14 protein-coding genes are annotated in these 16,214 nt (G+C 56.8%); 7 read left to right on the forward strand and 7 right to left on the reverse strand.

Going from position 1 to position 16,214, the window contains the following annotated elements; all coding sequences use genetic code 11:
- Positions 1 to 8 precede the first annotated feature (8 nt).
- From IEX44_RS17625 to IEX44_RS17640, 4 genes are all read left to right on the forward strand, one after another.
- Complete coding sequence (locus tag IEX44_RS17625; RefSeq protein WP_188697145.1) at positions 9 to 938, forward strand: ABC transporter permease; 930 nt, start codon at positions 9 to 11, stop codon at positions 936 to 938.
- The gene (locus IEX44_RS17630; protein WP_188697147.1) at positions 928 to 1,707 is read left to right on the forward strand and encodes an ABC transporter permease; all 780 of its coding nucleotides are present in this window, start codon (positions 928 to 930) and stop codon (positions 1,705 to 1,707) included. Before IEX44_RS17625 ends, IEX44_RS17630 begins: the two co-directional genes overlap by 11 nt.
- Before the next feature lie 252 nt (positions 1,708 to 1,959).
- Positions 1,960 to 3,030, forward strand: a complete 1,071-nt coding sequence (locus tag IEX44_RS17635; protein WP_188697150.1) for an ABC transporter substrate-binding protein — start codon at positions 1,960 to 1,962, stop codon at positions 3,028 to 3,030.
- A 44-nt stretch (positions 3,031 to 3,074) separates the two neighbouring features.
- The gene (locus IEX44_RS17640; protein ID WP_188697152.1) at positions 3,075 to 4,190 is read left to right on the forward strand and encodes a VanZ family protein; all 1,116 of its coding nucleotides are present in this window, start codon (positions 3,075 to 3,077) and stop codon (positions 4,188 to 4,190) included.
- Positions 4,191 to 4,463: 273 nt separating this feature from the next.
- Here IEX44_RS17640 and IEX44_RS17645 read toward each other — a convergent pair whose 3' ends face one another.
- The 5 genes from IEX44_RS17645 to IEX44_RS17665 form a co-directional block, all read right to left on the reverse strand.
- Positions 4,464 to 4,922 (reverse strand): acyl-CoA thioesterase, encoded by a 459-nt coding sequence (locus tag IEX44_RS17645; protein ID WP_188697155.1) that lies wholly within the window; start codon positions 4,920 to 4,922, stop codon positions 4,464 to 4,466.
- An 82-nt stretch (positions 4,923 to 5,004) separates the two neighbouring features.
- Positions 5,005 to 5,982, reverse strand: a complete 978-nt coding sequence (lipA, locus tag IEX44_RS17650) for a lipoyl synthase (protein ID WP_188697158.1) — start codon at positions 5,980 to 5,982, stop codon at positions 5,005 to 5,007.
- A 35-nt stretch (positions 5,983 to 6,017) separates the two neighbouring features.
- Positions 6,018 to 6,629, reverse strand: a complete 612-nt coding sequence (gene lipB, locus IEX44_RS17655) for a lipoyl(octanoyl) transferase LipB (protein ID WP_229679295.1) — start codon at positions 6,627 to 6,629, stop codon at positions 6,018 to 6,020.
- Positions 6,630 to 6,710: 81 nt separating this feature from the next.
- Positions 6,711 to 7,022, reverse strand: coding sequence for a YbeD family protein (locus tag IEX44_RS17660; RefSeq protein ID WP_188697161.1), 312 nt, complete (start codon positions 7,020 to 7,022; stop codon positions 6,711 to 6,713).
- Entirely contained in the window at positions 7,009 to 7,899 is an 891-nt protein-coding gene (locus tag IEX44_RS17665) for a D-amino acid aminotransferase (RefSeq protein WP_188697164.1), read from the reverse strand. Before IEX44_RS17665 ends, IEX44_RS17660 begins: the two co-directional genes overlap by 14 nt.
- 678 nt (positions 7,900 to 8,577) lie before the next feature.
- Between IEX44_RS17665 and phoB the strand changes: the two genes are divergently transcribed.
- The 3 genes from phoB (at position 8,578) to tal (ending at position 12,084) form a co-directional block, all read left to right on the forward strand.
- The gene (gene phoB / locus IEX44_RS17670; protein ID WP_188697166.1) at positions 8,578 to 9,264 is read left to right on the forward strand and encodes a phosphate regulon transcriptional regulator PhoB; all 687 of its coding nucleotides are present in this window, start codon (positions 8,578 to 8,580) and stop codon (positions 9,262 to 9,264) included.
- Positions 9,265 to 9,437: 173 nt separating this feature from the next.
- Positions 9,438 to 10,727: a phosphate regulon sensor histidine kinase PhoR gene (gene phoR, locus IEX44_RS17675; protein ID WP_188697168.1), complete on the forward strand. Its 1,290-nt coding sequence runs from the start codon at positions 9,438 to 9,440 to the stop codon at positions 10,725 to 10,727.
- 277 nt (positions 10,728 to 11,004) lie between these two features.
- Positions 11,005 to 12,084 carry a transaldolase gene (tal, locus tag IEX44_RS17680; RefSeq protein ID WP_188697171.1) on the forward strand — a complete coding sequence of 360 codons (1,080 nt, stop codon included), beginning with the start codon at positions 11,005 to 11,007 and terminating at the stop codon, positions 12,082 to 12,084.
- A gap of 84 nt (positions 12,085 to 12,168) precedes the next feature.
- On the opposite strand, the gene IEX44_RS17685 is transcribed toward tal, so the two are convergent.
- Entirely contained in the window at positions 12,169 to 12,606 is a 438-nt protein-coding gene (locus tag IEX44_RS17685; RefSeq protein WP_188697174.1) for a hypothetical protein, read from the reverse strand.
- Between the two features lie 362 nt (positions 12,607 to 12,968).
- Positions 12,969 to 15,701 carry a chitinase C-terminal domain-containing protein gene (locus tag IEX44_RS17690; RefSeq protein WP_188697176.1) on the reverse strand — a complete coding sequence of 911 codons (2,733 nt, stop codon included), beginning with the start codon at positions 15,699 to 15,701 and terminating at the stop codon, positions 12,969 to 12,971.
- Between the last annotated feature and the right edge of the window lie 513 nt (positions 15,702 to 16,214).

The raw sequence follows: 16,214 nt of genomic DNA on the forward strand, positions 1-16,214 counted from the left end.
GTTGACCCATGACGCGTTCAAAAAACCTGGCAAAGTGGCTGATTTCCGGGCCACCACTCCTGTACCTGATTTTCTTCTTTGCCATCCCGACGGCCATGATGGCGTTTGCCGCTTTCCGGTTCCCTGGCGACTACGGCGGCTTGATGCCACTGTTCGGCGCAGACCCGGCGACCGGCAAGAACGTCTTGCTGGTCAATAGTCAAAACTGGCATGACTACCTGACGCTGGATAACTTCGCACGCTTTTTCCAGGAAGCGGTCTACATCGAGTTGTTCATCAAGTCGTTTGGCTATGCGCTACTGACCACGCTACTGTGTTTGCTGGCGTCTTACCCACTGGCATGGCTGATTGCCCGCAGCCCGAAGAAATGGCGTGACCTCCTGGTGCTGCTGGTCATCCTGCCTTTCTGGAGCAACTTCCTGATCCGCGTATACGCCTGGATGATCATCCTGGGCCCGCAGGGTTACTTCGCCAAACTCGTGAATACGCTGCTGGGCGTGGTGGGCATTGCCCCGCAGCAGTTTTTGTTCACGCCGTTCGCTGTGATCATTGTGCTGGTCTACGTGCACCTGCCATTTATGGTGTTGCCGCTGTACGCCAACCTGGAAAAGCACGACATGGCACTGCTGGATGCCGCGCAAGATCTGGGCGCATCGCGCTGGCAACGCTTCTGGAAAGTGACCTGGCCACTGTCTTTGCCTGGCGTCTACGCGGGCGCAGCGCTGGTGTTCATCCCTGCGCTGGGCATCTTTGCCGTGCCTGATCTCGTGGGCGGCACCGACGGCATCATGATTGGGAACCTGATCAAACAACAGTTCCTGGATTCACGCGACTGGCCTTTTGGCTCCGTGCTTTCCATCATGTTGACCCTGTCGGTATTGCTGATGGCCGGCTTGATGGCTGTTCTGGGCCGTGGAGGCAAACGCAATGCACTCTAAGCAAAGCAAATGGCTGTGGGCGGCCTCGTTGCTGGTTTACGGATTCTTGTACCTGCCGCTGGTCATCGTAGTGGTGTACTCGTTCAACGACTCCCGTTTGAACGCGGAATGGGTGGGCTTCACTACGCATTGGTACGGCGTATTGTTTGCGGATGACCAGATGCTGACGGCGGCGCGCAACTCGCTGCTGATTGGCCTGGTGTCCAGCATCTTTGCCACGTTTTTTGGCACGCTGGCCGGTCTGGCCATGTACAAGTACAAGCTGCGGCTGTTGCCGATTCTGGTGCTGACGCCGATTGCCATTCCGGAAATCCTGATGGCGTTGTCGCTCTTGATGTTCTTTGTGGCGCTCAACTTCAGCATGGGGTACCTCTCCATCGGTCTGGCTCACATTGCCTTCAGTATCGGCTTCGTGGCGATCGTCGTGCGTTCGCGCCTGCAAGGGATGGATGAATCGCTGGTCGAAGCGGCGCGTGACCTCGGCGCAGGTCCATTGCAGGCGTTCTGGCGGGTGACGTTTCCGCTGATCCTGCCAGGCATCATTGCTGGCGCGCTGATGGCATTCACGCTGTCGATTGATGACTTTGTGATCACTTACTTTGTGGCTGGTGCCGGTGCATCTACCTTGCCGCTGCAGATTTACTCCATGCTCAAGATCGCCGTGACGCCAGAAGTGAATGCGATCTCGTCTCTGTTGATGCTGCTGACGCTGGCGCTGATTGTGATCGCAGCCAAAATCGCCCCGGGTGCTTTGCGCGCCAGCCACTGATCGCGCGCATTATTTCTGGAGCACCCCGTTGCCCGCGCCCTGAAAAGGGGGCGGGCAATTTATTTGCCGGCGTACTTTGTCATCAGCCCCATCAGAACCATGCTGGCCAGCCACAAAGTGCGCAAATAAACGACAATGCCTGGAGGTCTGTTTTCCTGACTCCTCGATCTGGCATAATCGCCGTTTTTCCAGGCGTGGGACAGCGTATCCCGCGCCTTTTCATTGTGATTCCGGACCTGGAGTTAAACCGCCATGAAAAAACAGTTTCTGGCCCTGATGCTGGCTGCCGGTGCGGCCATGGGCACCGCACAAGCTGACGATGTTTTGCACATCTACAACTGGAACAACTACATCGCGCCGGAAACGGTCAAGCATTTCGAGGCCGACTGCAAGTGCAAAGTCGTTCAGGACTACTACGGCGCCATGGAAGAAATGCTGGCCAAGCTGGCCGCTGGCGCGAAGGGTTATGACATCGTTGTGCCGACGGGTTTCGCCCTGCCGCCGCTGATCAAGCAAGGCCTGGTGCAACCGCTGGATAAATCGAAGATCCCGAACCTGAAGAACATGAACCCGGCGTTCATGAACAGCCAGTTCGACAAGGGCAACGTGTACTCCGTACCGTACGCCTTTACCACCACGCTCATTGGCTACAACGACAAGAAGATCAAGGAACTGGGCATCGACCCGACGTCCTGGGCTGCCATTTTTGATCCGAAGGTGCTGGAAAAGATCAAAGGCAAGGTCACTGTACTGGATGACCCGAAAGAACTGTTCGCCGCGGCCATGATGTACAACGGTTTTAATCCGAACAGCACGGATATCAACCAGTGGCAAAAGGCCAAGGAAACCATCATCAAGGCCAAGCCGTACTGGGCTGCGTTCAATAACCAGAGTTACATCAAGGAATTGACCGTCGGCAACATCTGGCTGGCGCATGGGTACTCCAACGACATGTTCCAGGCCAACACGGATGCCCACACCGCCAAGCGCCCGTTCAATATTGCCTACTCGCTGCAAAAGGAAGGCAATACCCTGTCCGTGGATAACATGATGGTCATGAAGGGTGCGCCGCGCCCGGATCTGGCGTTCAAGTTCATCAACTTCATGCTGGATGGCAAGAACTCTTCCGAACTGACCAACATGATTGGCTCTGGCAACCCGAACGCCGCTGCGGCCCAGTTTGTCAGCCCGGATATCAAAAAGATCAACGCCGTGTTCCCGACGCCGGACAACATGAAAAAGTTGTACCAGCTCAACTCGCTGGAAGGCAAACCGCTGCGTGATCTGAACCGCCTCTGGACGGAAGTGAAGACCGCCCGGTAAGCTCTGTGGGGTGGTTCATAAGACCACCCCTTTTCTGTTTACCTATGCGCGCACTCCCACCCATCAGCTTCCTGGCCCGCCGTAACGCCCCGACCCGCGTGGCACGGTACTTCTTCTGGTGCTATCTGCTGGTGGTGCTACTGGTCTCGTTTTACCCGTTTACCGGCTGGCGTTTTACCGGTGAGCCCGTCTTTGCCTTCTACACCTACCCGCTGCCTTATTACTTCACGTTTTTCGACAATCTGATCAACGTGCTGGCCTACATGCCGCTTGGCCTGTCAGCCGGTCTGGCTTTACGCCGCTGGCGCTGGGCGGGCCCGGCACTGGCAGTGCTGATCGGCGTGATGACGTCTTGTTTTGTCGAGTTCGTACAGCAATTCATCCCCACGCGCGTTGCGTCCAATATGGACATTCTTTCCAATGGCGCTGGTGCGGCGATCGGTGCCGTGATCTCTTTGGTGCTGGTCATGCGCCGCTCGCAACGACGCTGGCTGGTGTTTCGGCACTCGTACCTTTTCCCAAGCGCGGGTGCCGAATGGGGGTTGGTCTGGTTGGGGCTATGGCTGATCACCCAGTTCGACCCGTCAGTCCCGTTCTTTGGCGTCGTGGATGAACCTCGCGGCATTCCACAACCCATCATCGCGCCGCTGAACAACCCGGCCCTGTTTCTGGACATCCTGGAAGGCAGCGGCATGATGCTCAACACGCTGGGCGTGTGCCTGTTTGTCTCTGTCCTCATGCGCCACAGCCGGCAGGCGCCTTGGGCCGTAGCAACGCTGCTGAGTAGCGTATTGGCCAGCAAGATCGTATTTGCCGGCCTTATGCTCAAATGGTCAGACTTCTTTAGCTGGATCAACCATAACGTCGTGCTGGGCGGCCTGGCCGCGCTGCCACTACTGGCCGTGCTGTTGCAACTCAAACGCCCCTGGCGCGCACTGGTCGGGGCGTTGTGCCTCTTCTGCACAGTGATTGTGAGCTGGATGTGGCCGCTCTCCCCGCAACTCTCTGCCATCTTGCCGCTGTTCCGCTGGAACTACGGGCATCTGATGCACTTTAGAGGGCTGGCCGCGCTGATCAGCGATTTGTGGCCATATGGGACGATGCTGTTCTTGCTGGGGTTTGCGTTGATGTGGCGGGGGGAGAATGAACCGGACTGGTGATCTTGCTTGCTGTATTGGCGTGTTAGCGCCTTCGGCGTGAGTAAAAGCATTTGATACCCGCGGTAGCGGGAGCTACCCTACTTTCTTTCTTTTGCTTCGCCAAAAGAAAGTAGGCAAAGAAAAGGCGACTCCAGCCTGGCGGCCCTCCGGGCTACCCTCAGTCGGTCGGGAGCCTAAGGTCTCCCGCCCTCCTTCGGCGCCTGGCTTTAACGGGGGAGGAAAGTCAAAAACAACACCAACCCCAACTGCAACTACAAACCCCAACCAAACCCGTTAGCCGTTCTTCTTTAACCGCGCCACCCGCCGCCCCTCGGCCCCCTGCCAGCGTTGCCGCTCAATTTCATCCGCCGGCACCAGCTCCGGCACCATCGCCGGCTTGCCGTCATCCCCCATCGCCACCATGGTGAAGTAACAACTATTGGTATGTCGCACTGTGCGCTCGCGAATGTTCTCGGCAATCACCTTGATCCCGATCTCCATCGAGGTGCGACCGGTGTAGTTCACAGTCGCCAGAAATGTCACCAGTTCACCGACATGAATCGGCTGCTTGAACATCACCTGATCAACTGACAGCGTCACCACATAAGTGCCGGCATAGCGGCTGGCACAGGCATAAGCCACTTCGTCCAGCAGTTTGAGTAATTGCCCGCCATGTACGTTGCCAGAAAAGTTAGCCATCTCCGGCATCATCAGCACGGTCATGGTGAGTTTGTGGCGCGGGGTATCGGTCATGAAAACTCCGTAAAACTTTGGGCACAGACAAAAAATAACGCCGGGCTGGCCCGGCGTCATCTGTATTTGGCATCAGTCGGTTTTACGCGACGACGCCTGCATGGTGCGCTTGCTGATCGGCGTGATAGCTGGAACGCACCATCGCCCCCACGGCCGCGTGCTTGAAGCCCATTTTGTAGGCTTCTTCTTCAAACATCTTGAATACATCCGGATGCACATAGCGCAACACAGGCAGGTGCCCGTTAGAAGGTTGCAGGTATTGGCCGATGGTCAGCATATCAATGTCGTGATCGCGCATGTCACGCATCACTTGCAGGATTTCTTCATCGGTTTCGCCCAAACCCACCATGATGCCGGACTTGGTATTCACATGCGGATACCTGGCCTTGAAGTCCTTCAAGAGCTTGAGCGAGTGCATGTAGTCCGCCCCCGGACGAGCCTGCTTGTACAGGCGCGGCACCGTTTCCAGGTTGTGGTTCATCACGTCTGGCAAGCCCTCGCCAAAGATATCGACGGCGATATCCAGACGACCGCGGAAGTCCGGCACCAGCACTTCAATCTGGGTATCAGGGCTGGCTACACGGGTTTTGTTGATGCATTCAACAAAATGGCGGGCACCGCCGTCGCGCAGGTCATCACGATCCACGGAAGTCACCACTACGTAGCGCAGCTTCAGTGCAGCAATGGTTTCGGCCAGATGGGTTGGCTCGTTCTCGTCCAGCGGGTTCGGACGGCCGTGGCCCACGTCGCAGAACGGGCAGCGACGGGTGCAGATGTCACCCATGATCATGAAGGTGGCCGTGCCCTTGCCGAAACACTCGCCAATATTGGGACAGGACGCTTCTTCACACACCGTATGCAGCTTTTGCGAGCGCAGGATGTCTTTGATCTCGTAAAAGCGGCTGTTCAGGCTGGGCGCCTGCACACGGATCCAGTCCGGCTTTTTGAGCTTTTGTTCCAGTGGAACAATCTTGATGGGAATGCGGGCAGTCTTGGATTCGCCCTTGTGCTTCACACCTGCGGCATTGGATGCGGCGGCGGTTTTGATCTCTTCGGTCATCGGCAGCTTCAACCCCGGCTTTTGGCCAGCGTTAGTCAGTTGATTTGTTGCAGAATTTTGTCGGCCATTCTACCCGCAAGCGATGCAGGTGTCTCGGCAAAGCCGTAATCATTGAGCTGCGCGACACGTAAACCGGCATAACCGCAAGGATTGATCCAGCCAAACGGGGTCAGATCCATCCCGACATTGAATGACAAGCCATGAAACGCGCAGCCGTTGCGGATACGCAAACCCAGCGCCGCAATCTTGGCCTCGCCCAGGTCATCCTGGACATACACGCCTGGTGCATCGATCTTGCCGTAGGCTTCAATATCAAAGTCTGCCAGCAGGTTGATGACGCTTTGCTCCAGCTTGCGCACCAGTTCACGCACACCCAGATTGTTGCGGCGCAGGTCCAGCAACGTGTAGGCAATCAATTGACCGGGCCCGTGGTAAGTGACCTGGCCACCGCGATCAATCTTGACGATGGGAATATCTGTTTGCTGCAGGATGTGTTCTGGCTTGCCCGCCTGCCCAAGGGTGTAGACGGGCGGGTGTTCCAGCAGCCAGAGTTCATCCTGCGTGTCTGGCGTGCGCGCATCGGTGAAGTCTTGCATGGCGTGCCAGGTGGGCTCGTAGGCTTGCAGGCCCAAGGGCCGCACCGCAATGCCATTGACCGTGACCGGGCTCGCGCTTGCCCAGTCACTTTGCAGAATAACGTTTTCTTCGCGCCGCACAGCCCGCTCCGCTTACAGAACCATCCGCACCAGCGGGTGCGCTTTCAGGGCGGCATCCAGTGCGTGCACTTGCTCAACGTTGTCAAAGGTAATGGATAACGTAGCGGCGAAATAATTGCCCTGGCTGCTGGGGCGAATCGTCACCAGTTCTGCCACAAAACCTGGCACATGCTGCGCGGTCAGATCGACCAGCATGGCCTGAAACTCTTCTTGCGCCACTTGCTTGTGGCTCACGGCTTTGACCGGAATCAGTACCGGAAACTCAACCAGGTTTTCCAGCTTTGGCTGGTCCTGATTCAGATCGGTGATGTTAACTTGGGTCATGTCTGAACTCCTTGTTGCGCATGACGTCGCGCTTGAATTGCTGATAGTGGCAGTGCATCTCACGGAACACCGGGCCAGGTTTGCCTTGCCCTACCACACGATCATCCAGCCGGATCACGGCTTGAACCTCTTTGGAAGACGAAGTCAGCCAGATTTCATCGGCATCACGGACCTGCTGTTCAGTGATTTCGCATACCCGATGTGGCATGCCGTGCTGCCGGGCTAGTTCCAGAATCAAGTCATAAGTGATTCCGGTGAGCATCAAATGTGAGGGTGGCGGCGCGAGAATTTCGCCTTGGCTGACCACAAAGATGTTGCTGGAGGCGCCTTCTATCAAGAGGCCATCCCTGAATAGTACCGTTTCAGCCACGCCGGCATCCACCGCCATCTGGCGGAGCAGCACGTTGGCCAGCAGCGAAGTGGCCTTGATATTGCAGCGTAACCAGCGGATATCTGACGCAGATACGGCCGTCACGCCCGCCTCAATCAGTGCCGCTGGCGGCGGGATCAGCGTATCTGCATAAATCAGCACGGTCGGCATGACCTCGGCCGGCATGACGTGGTTGCGCGGCCAGGAGACCCCCCGCGTGATCTGTAAATAGATGGATTGATCATCAAAATCCTGCGCCGCGACCACCGTCTTGATCAGTTCGGCCCAGTGCGCCTGAGTGTATGGACTGGGCAGACTGATGGCGGCCAGGCTGCTTTCCAGCCGCTTGAGGTGTTCAGTCAGCCGGAACGGCTGGCGGCTATACACCGGAATAACCTCATACACACCGTCGCCAAACAAAAAGCCGCGATCCATCACCGAGACCTGCAGGGTGTCGAGCGGCGCAAACTGGCCGTTGAGATAAGCGGTGCGCGCGGGAACAGACATGGATTTCCTTGCAGCGGTGCATTCAGCAGATATCCACATTATGGCCGCGTGCGGGCTCGGGCGCATTTGTCAGGGCAATAAAAAAGCCCCTGTCCGGGGCTTTTGCGCGTTGCATGTTTGCATGCGTGCGGTTTGACACCGCAATTGAAATATCGATATCTGAACGGATCAGAGCGCCACGAATACGTGGGTAAACAACATGGTGGTCGAGACCGCAACCAGTACAGCGACAACACGATGGAAAAATCCGGATTTCATCATTTGATTCCTTTTGTACAAACAGTTGCGTGCGCATGCTGCGACCCATCTGGCGCCTCGTCATCTGGCACGCTTGCTGTCGATGCAAAAATCATATCCGCTTCAACGTCATGATTAATGTCAACAATTGACCACAATTTCGTCAATCTTTAACAAAATCAGCGATCAGGCGCAAAGCAAGGCAGGACGCCAGTCCGCTCCTTTTCGACCTTATATGTCGTCGGCATAAGGCCGCATTACGCAAACTTGTAATATTCTGTTCACATTTGAGCCTTAATCTCGCAACAATTTTCGGGCGCCCCCAGTCTTATATAAAGAGCAAAACTGGCCAGTAACGGTCAGTTGCATCAGGAGATGAGCCTCCTTCGGGATGGCAGCAAGACGCGCCCAGAACGCTACCCCCGTGAGGTTATTTACCCAATGCCAGCCAACATCCTGCTTGTCGAAGACGAACCAGCCATCCAGGAACTGATTTCATTCAACCTGACCCAGGCCGGCCACCATGTGATGCGCGCCGATTCAGCCGAATCTGCCGCTCATATCGTTCGTAACGCCCTGCCTGACCTGATCCTGCTGGACTGGATGCTGCCCGGCATGACCGGCATTGAATTTGCCCGCAAACTGCGCGGCGAAGAGCGCACCCGCCAGATTCCGCTGATCATGCTGACCGCGCGATCAGACGAACAAGACAAGATCATTGGCCTGGATACCGGTGCCGATGATTACATCACCAAGCCATTCAGCCCGCGTGAACTGCAGGCACGGATCAAATCCGTGTTGCGCCGCCGTTCCCCGCAAGTGACCGATGATCTGGTTGAAGTACAAGGTCTGCGCCTTGATCCGACAACCCACCGTGTCACCGGCAATGGCGACCCGATTGATCTGGGCCCTACCGAGTTCCGTCTGCTGCATTTCTTCATGACCCACCCGGAACGCGTGCATTCCCGTGCGCAGTTGCTGGATCAAGTCTGGGGTGATCACGTGTTTGTAGAAGAACGCACTGTGGATGTGCACATCCGCCGCCTGCGTTCTGCCCTGGAAACCAGCGGTTATGATCGCCTGATCCAGACTGTGCGCGGCACCGGCTACCGTCTCTCCGCGCAGTAAGGTCCAGGAAAATTTTCCACCAGTCAGATAGGGGCTGGTGGAAGAATCGTAATAAAATCGTGCCAATCTCGACCGCATAAGACGCGCAGATCAAAGCTGGCAGGTGCCAACGCCTTTGCCTGCCCGGTTTTGTCAGCGCCTCTAAACCTGTCCCGCTTTTCCGGATTTTTTCGATGATTTGGCTGCGCTCGACCATTTATTACCTCTGCATTTTGCTGTTCGCCCTGATTGTTTCTGCTGCTGCCGGCCCGGTTTGGGGCTTGTCGTTGGCGGCGGGCATTCTGGGCATTGCCACCGCATTTCATCTCTATAACCTTGCCCGCTTGCTGCGCTGGATGAAAAACCCGCGCGTCGATAACGTGCCGGGCAGCTTTTTGCTCTGGCAGGACGTGTTCGATCGCCTGTACGAGCAAGTACGTTCGCAACGCAAAACGCAAGATCGCCTGGCTCACATGCTCGAGCGCTTTACCAGTGCCGGTGAAGCCTTGCCTGATGGCGTGATCATGCTGGATGAGCATGACCGCGTGGAATGGTGCAACCAGGCCGCCAGCCAGCATCTGGGCATTGATCGTGTCACTGACATCTGGCAGATCGTCACCAACATCGTGCGTCAGCCCAGCCTGCGTGAATACCTGCGCATGCAGGATTTCGCCCACCCGTTGATGCTGCGGACTACCCGGCCGCAAGAACAAGTGCTGTCGGTCCAGCTGGTGCCGTTTGATACCACGCGCAAACTACTGTTATCCCGCGACATCACCCAGCTTGATCGCGTCCAGACTGTGCACCGCGACTTCATCGCCAACGTCTCGCACGAGTTGCGCACACCGCTGACGGTGGTCGGTGGCTTCATCGAAACCATGATCGATATGCCGGATCTGGAGGAAGCCACACGCCGGCAGCAGTTGCAGCTGATGTACGATCAAACCCAGCGCATGCAGCGCCTGGTAGATGATCTGTTGACGCTGTCACGCCTGGAAAACGGCCAACAGATGAAAGAAGAAGAAGTCGATGTGCCACAACTGATGCGTCTAATGCATGACGAAGCAGTGGGTCTCTCGCAAGGCCGGCACGAAGTGCGCATCGGCACGCTGGCCCCGGCACGCTTGATTGGTAACCATGACGAGTTGCATTCGGCGTTTGGCAACCTGGTCTCCAACGCCATCCGCTATACGCCGCAGGGTGGCGTCATCACCATCAACTGGGTAGTCGACAACGAACAACCTGTGTTCAGCGTGCAGGACACCGGGATTGGCGTCGCACCGGAACACGTCCCACGCCTGACTGAACGGTTCTACCGGGTGGATCGCGGTCGCTCCCGTTCCACGGGGGGTACCGGTCTGGGGCTGGCGATCGTCAAACACATTTTGCAGCGGCACCAAGCGCAACTGGCGGTGAAGTCCCGCCTGGGCGAAGGCAGCGAATTTTCGGTGCGCTTCCCGCCGCATCGCTTGCTGGCAGACTGAAAAACCTGCGAAACCGGTCACTTGCGCCGTGCAAAATCGGTTCAGCAGTCGCCAATTTCGCTTAAAAACGCGCTTTCATCGGGAAAACCCCGACTTCACTGTTTTATTTCCAGGGCAGAGCCCCATATACTATCGGTCCGTCGGGCTTATCTGATGCGCCGACGGGGCGAAATCTTCAAAGTGATTGCATGTCAAACCGCTATACATGGCGGATAATGACAAATGAGTCTGGCGATCACGCCCTTTTATGACAACGTATGAATTTGAGGTGAATGCAATGAGTAGAATCGCTGCCATCAAGCCCTTCGGGCAACGTATCTGGCTGGATAACCTGTCCCGTGGTCTGTTGAAGTCTGGCGAACTGGCTCGTCTGATTCAAGAAGATGACATCGCAGGTGTGACATCCAACCCGGCGATCTTCTACAAGTCCATCAGCTCCGACCCGCTCTACACTGGCGACCTGGCTGAACTGAAGAAGCAAGACCTGACCGCAGAACAACGCTACGAAGCACTGGTTGTGCCGGATATCCAGGCCACTTGCGATCTGACCGCCCCGCTGTACCGCGACACCAAGGGCCTGGACGGCTATGTCAGCCTGGAAGTTTCCCCGCACCTGGCGAACAACGCGCAAGGCACCATCGACAACGCCAAGCGCCTGTGGGCAGCTATCAACCGTCCGAACGCCATGATCAAGGTTCCGGCGACTTCCGCTGGCGTGATCGCGTTTGAAGAACTGATTGCTTCGGGCATCAACGTGAACATCACCCTGATGTTCAACCTGGTTCATGTGGACGACGTGCTGAACGCCTACGTCCGTGGCCTGGAAGCCCGTATCGCTGCTGGCCAGCCGGTTGATCACATCCGCGCTGTGGCCTCGGTGTTCCTGTCCCGCGTTGACACCCTGATCGACAAGAAGCTGGAAGAGATTGGTTCCGCTGAAGCCAAGGCCCTGCAAGGCAAGGTTGCGATCTCCTTCGTCAAAGTGGCTTACCAGCACTACAAGAAGCTGTTCCACGGCAGCCGCTTTGCTGATCTGAAGGCCAAGGGCGCTCACCCGCAACGCCTGCTGTGGGCTTCCACCGGCACCAAGAACGCCGCTTTCCGCGACACCATGTACGTGGAAGAGCTGATCGGCCCGGAAACCGTGAACACGGTGCCGGATGCCACCCTGAACGCATTCCGCGATCACGGCGTTGCTGCTGACAAGCTGGAAACCAACACTGAAGCCGCTGTTGAAGTGATGGCCCAACTGCGCAAGCTGGGTATCAACTACAACCTGGCCGGCGAGCAACTGCAGTCTGAAGGTCTGAAGCTGTTTGATGAAGCTTTCGACAAGCTGCTGGAACTGACCAAGTAATTGCGGTCAACGTCCAATAAAAAACCGGCCTTCATGGCCGGTTTTTTCATGTCTGCACTTTGCGCTAAAACGACAAAACGCAGCTCAGCCCCAGCGAAATGGCGTTACCCGCGTCAGATAGGCCACGACGGTCTCTGTGCGCTGCCGGCCAAAGAACACGGAAACCACTTGCGACAACAGCGAACGCTGTTCTGCTGGCGCACACTCATCCGCAGCGTGGGCCACGCGGCATTCGCAACCACTAATGCGGCCATCGGGCGCGACCGTCACGGTATTGGCACCGATCTTGCACCAGTCAGCATCACCTGCCAGCTGGATATGGTCGACGTCATACAGGTTGGATGAAGTGATGCCAGCGCGGATGGTGTAAAAGTCGTGCTCGCCATCCCAGGCTTTGACATCCTGCATGCTGTGATTGATCACCCGTCCGTTAAACGGCCACGCGGTATACATGGCTTGTGCCGGTGCGGCGACAAGCAAGAGCAACCCGGCCACACCACTTGCCAATGCAATGCGATTCATTGTTGTCTTTGTCTGTATTGATAGAGCGGACGTCATTTACAGCAAGAATCGGGCCAGCTTGCAAAACATGTGTTTAATCAGTCACATGGCGACGACCAGCAGCTTGACGACGAGAATCGGATGGCATAATGGTGATTATTTGTCGCCATGTAGCGACACCCTCCATTGTCCTTCTCAGGCAATCCCGCAAAATCAGGACATTAGCATTGTCGCCACAAGGCGACACTGCATCAGGCGAGCGACAAATACCGACGAATGGACGAAGACCATTCATGAAAAAAAGGCGGGTCAGAACGACCCGCCTTGCATGTTTGATGGCTGGCAAACCAGTCAAGCCAGTTTGCCAAACCATTCAAAGCACCTTACTTGTAACCCACGGTTGCATCCGGGTTCTCTTGTTGCAGGATGTACTTGTTCCCGCCAATGGTGACCACGTAGTTGGACGGGCCAGAGATCGGCAGATAGTAGTTCAGTGCAACGGTGACCGTTTGCCCCGGGGCGATGGTTTGCCAGGTCGGGATGCTGAACTTCGCGTGGTTATAGTTGTTCTTGAAACCACCAATGTTGTTCGGACCGGTGTAGCCAGCCGTGGTGTTAGTCAGACCGAAACCAGACTGGTCTGCCATCGTGGCGGGTGTAGATACCGGGTAATCGAACTCAACCGTACTGCCACCCGGAATAGTCTGGGTGCTGTTGTTGGTGATCTCCATCTTGGGCGTGATCGGGTAGTTGTTATCCCCCATCGGCCACTGATCCAGGATGATCCCCACAGCGGCCGAAGTGGTCGGCAGCGTGGTTTCCGCTTTCTTGTTGCCATACGGCGCGGCAGCAGTGAAGGCGTTGTAGATATCCGTGGTCAGGGTGTTACCCATGTAGTACTCGCCCTTACCGCCGTTCATGCTGGCGTTCCAGGCGTAGTCACCGGCCAGTTCCCAGATCATGGCGCCACCAATGCCGCGATCGACAATGTATTGCGCTTTGGTCTGGATGGACTGCTCGGTTTCGGTGGAGATAAACACCTGCTTGGTGGCGTTCCACAACCACGGCGCGACCAGCGTCGAGTTGTAGTTCGGCACATAGGTACCGGTGATGGTCTTGTCGGTCACCTTATAGGCATCAAGGTAATCCGGCACGATGCCGTTTTGCAGGTTCAGCGCGTGCCACAACGGGTTACCGCCGCCCGGTACCGGGTTGCCGCTGGTATCCAGGTCATACCAGACGTTATCGATACCGGTTGCGCCCTGACCGCAAGTGGCAATGCCCTTGCAACTGACCGTGCTGCTGACCGTCGGCGTGGTACCCCACAGACCATTGGTACCGCCAGTCACGCCCTTCCAGCCGCGGGTGTAATACGGCAAACCCAGGTTGATACGGCCCGATTGCAGCGCCCCACGGTAGTAGTGGTAAGCCCAGTCGGTATTCAGATAGCCAATGCCGCCGTATTGCGAAGCGCCATACACGCCACCCGCCTTCAGTTCAGCATCATTGCCATCGTCATACAGTGCGGCGTTCGGACCGACATACTGGTTCCATGCACCATGCAGGTCGTACGACATCAGGCTGGCGTAGTCCAGATACTGCAGGCCAGACAAGTTCTCTTCACCACGCAAAATCCAGCCCGAAGCCGAACCGGCAATGGTCAGCATGTAGTACTTGTTGTCAGTCGCTGCGGCAGTATCCAGTTTCTGGCGCAGTGTCTTGAGCAACACGTTATAGCTGGTCATCAGCCCCTTCAGACGCGGGGTAGAAATGCTGAAGTCGTCCGGATTGCCGGCCTGGTTATTGGTGGTCGGATGTTCGTAATCAATATCCACGCCATCAAAGAAGTTGTACTGGCGCAGGAAGGCCACGACCGAGTCGGCAAACGTATTGATACCGGCGGTGTTGATGCTGCCGTCGGCATTGGTGGTCATGGTGTAGAAGCCTGTACCGCCAGCCCAGCCACCAATCGACATAATGATCTTCACGCCTGGATTCTGCTTCTTGTACTGGGCCAGCAGATTGAAATGGCCCTTGTACGGCAGCGTGCTATCCATGCTCGCGCCAGCGACATTCGGCCAGGTCAGACCGATTTCCGGGCTGGTGGCACTGGTGTCGATGGTGATCTTGTAGGTGTTCTGGTCAACCATGGCAAACGCATAGTTGATGTGCGACACCTTGTTCCAGGGGATGTTGTTCACAAGGTAAGACGGTGAACCATCCACACCGGTCCGCCAGCTGGCGAAGTAACCCACAATGCGTCGATTCAGACCATTGGCCAGTACTTCACGGCCATTGGCGTCATACACCTTGCAGTACGGTACATTGCTGGCCCCCGGGATCAGGCCATCCGGACGGCAGGCATTCGCCGACGGGGTCGGTGCTGGCGTCGGTGTCGGTGTCGGTGTCGGTGTCGGTGTCGGTGTCGGTGTCGGCGTCGGTGTCGGCGTCGGTGTCGGTGTCGGTGTCGGTGTCGGCGTTGGCGTTGGCGTTGGCGTTGGCGTTGGCGTTGGCGTTGGCGTTGGCGTTGGCGTTGGCGTCGGCGTTGGTGTGGTGCCACCGCAATTGCCTACGATGGTCCACGGTTGACCAGTACCGCTAGCACCGTTGCTGGTGCTCGGGTTGTTGCCTTGTGTCCAGAAATTGGCCTTGTAATTCACGCCGTTGTAACTCACGGTCGCGCCGGTGCTATACGCCGTGCTTGCGCTCCAGGCGGCATAACAGCTACCCGATGGCGTCGGTGTGGGCGTCGGCGTCGGCGTCGGCGTCGGTGTTGGTGCTGGTGCTGGCGTCGGCGTGGGTGTCGGGGCAGGCGTTGGGGTGGCCGTCGGCGTGGGCGCCGGTGTCGGTGTTGCCGTCGGGGTTGGAGTTGGGGTTGGGGTACCGCCGGTATCGGCACCCAGATCCTTCCACAGGCTTGGTGTAGCGGCCGGATTCCAGTTGGCACCCACGTAATCGGTTTGGGTTACCAGGGCCTGATAGTCATGCCCGTTGTAATACACGATGGTGCCTGCGGTATAAGTACCGCCGTCTTGCCAGGCAGGGTATGCGCCAAATGCGTATACGGCCGCCAGGGCAATGGGCACGGCCGCGAGGGCCAGCCGCTTGCTTTTCATGGTTCAGTCTCCAATCCGTTTAATCTCTGTCGCGATGATCCGTTCTTGTATCTGACGGACCTTGATGGCGCCGTTTTTGTAAGGAAACAAAGATTCGGCGCCGAACCCGCCAAGGCGTTTATGGCCATTTCGCGGGTGCGATATCGATTAGCGGTATGGGGCAGAAAGGTGTCAAGACGGACAGCCATCACGGGTTTTGTGCGGTTTTCTGCCAGCAATACCAGTGCTCGCCCGGCGCTTTGTTGCAATGCAGCACAAACAGGATCAGCGGAAGTATCGGGCCGATACATTGCTTGTTTTTGCCCATATTGCGCATGCTGCACCACAAAAAAAGCAGTTACTGATGGATGGGCCGCCGATACCAGTGAACCGGCCACCACCGCTGGTCTGCGACAGCCGGATGTCAACCAGATGAAGTTTTATTGAATAACCAACACTGGCATACAGCAAACTACTTACAAAACTTACGGGCATGCTTGATCTATCGGCAATCCGGATGCCGTCGGGAAGCGC

The sequence above is a fragment of the Silvimonas amylolytica genome (assembly GCF_014645555.1).
Lineage (GTDB): Bacteria > Pseudomonadota > Gammaproteobacteria > Burkholderiales > Chitinibacteraceae > Silvimonas > Silvimonas amylolytica.

What these genes read in the sequence shown, in the direction of transcription:
- IEX44_RS17625 (WP_188697145.1), top strand. Translation starts at nt 9, where the DNA reads ATGACGCGTTCAAAAAACCTGGCAAAGTGGCTGATTTCCGGGCCACCA.
- IEX44_RS17630 (WP_188697147.1), top strand. Translation starts at nt 928, where the DNA reads ATGCACTCTAAGCAAAGCAAATGGCTGTGGGCGGCCTCGTTGCTGGTT.
- IEX44_RS17635 (WP_188697150.1), top strand. Translation starts at nt 1,960, where the DNA reads ATGAAAAAACAGTTTCTGGCCCTGATGCTGGCTGCCGGTGCGGCCATG.
- IEX44_RS17640 (WP_188697152.1), top strand. Translation starts at nt 3,075, where the DNA reads ATGCGCGCACTCCCACCCATCAGCTTCCTGGCCCGCCGTAACGCCCCG.
- IEX44_RS17645 (WP_188697155.1), bottom strand. Translation starts at nt 4,922, where the DNA reads ATGACCGATACCCCGCGCCACAAACTCACCATGACCGTGCTGATGATG.
- lipA (WP_188697158.1), bottom strand. Translation starts at nt 5,982, where the DNA reads ATGACCGAAGAGATCAAAACCGCCGCCGCATCCAATGCCGCAGGTGTG.
- IEX44_RS17660 (WP_188697161.1), bottom strand. Translation starts at nt 7,022, where the DNA reads ATGACCCAAGTTAACATCACCGATCTGAATCAGGACCAGCCAAAGCTG.
- IEX44_RS17665 (WP_188697164.1), bottom strand. Translation starts at nt 7,899, where the DNA reads ATGTCTGTTCCCGCGCGCACCGCTTATCTCAACGGCCAGTTTGCGCCG.
- phoB (WP_188697166.1), top strand. Translation starts at nt 8,578, where the DNA reads ATGCCAGCCAACATCCTGCTTGTCGAAGACGAACCAGCCATCCAGGAA.
- phoR (WP_188697168.1), top strand. Translation starts at nt 9,438, where the DNA reads ATGATTTGGCTGCGCTCGACCATTTATTACCTCTGCATTTTGCTGTTC.
- tal (WP_188697171.1), top strand. Translation starts at nt 11,005, where the DNA reads ATGAGTAGAATCGCTGCCATCAAGCCCTTCGGGCAACGTATCTGGCTG.
- IEX44_RS17685 (WP_188697174.1), bottom strand. Translation starts at nt 12,606, where the DNA reads ATGAATCGCATTGCATTGGCAAGTGGTGTGGCCGGGTTGCTCTTGCTT.
- IEX44_RS17690 (WP_188697176.1), bottom strand. Translation starts at nt 15,701, where the DNA reads ATGAAAAGCAAGCGGCTGGCCCTCGCGGCCGTGCCCATTGCCCTGGCG.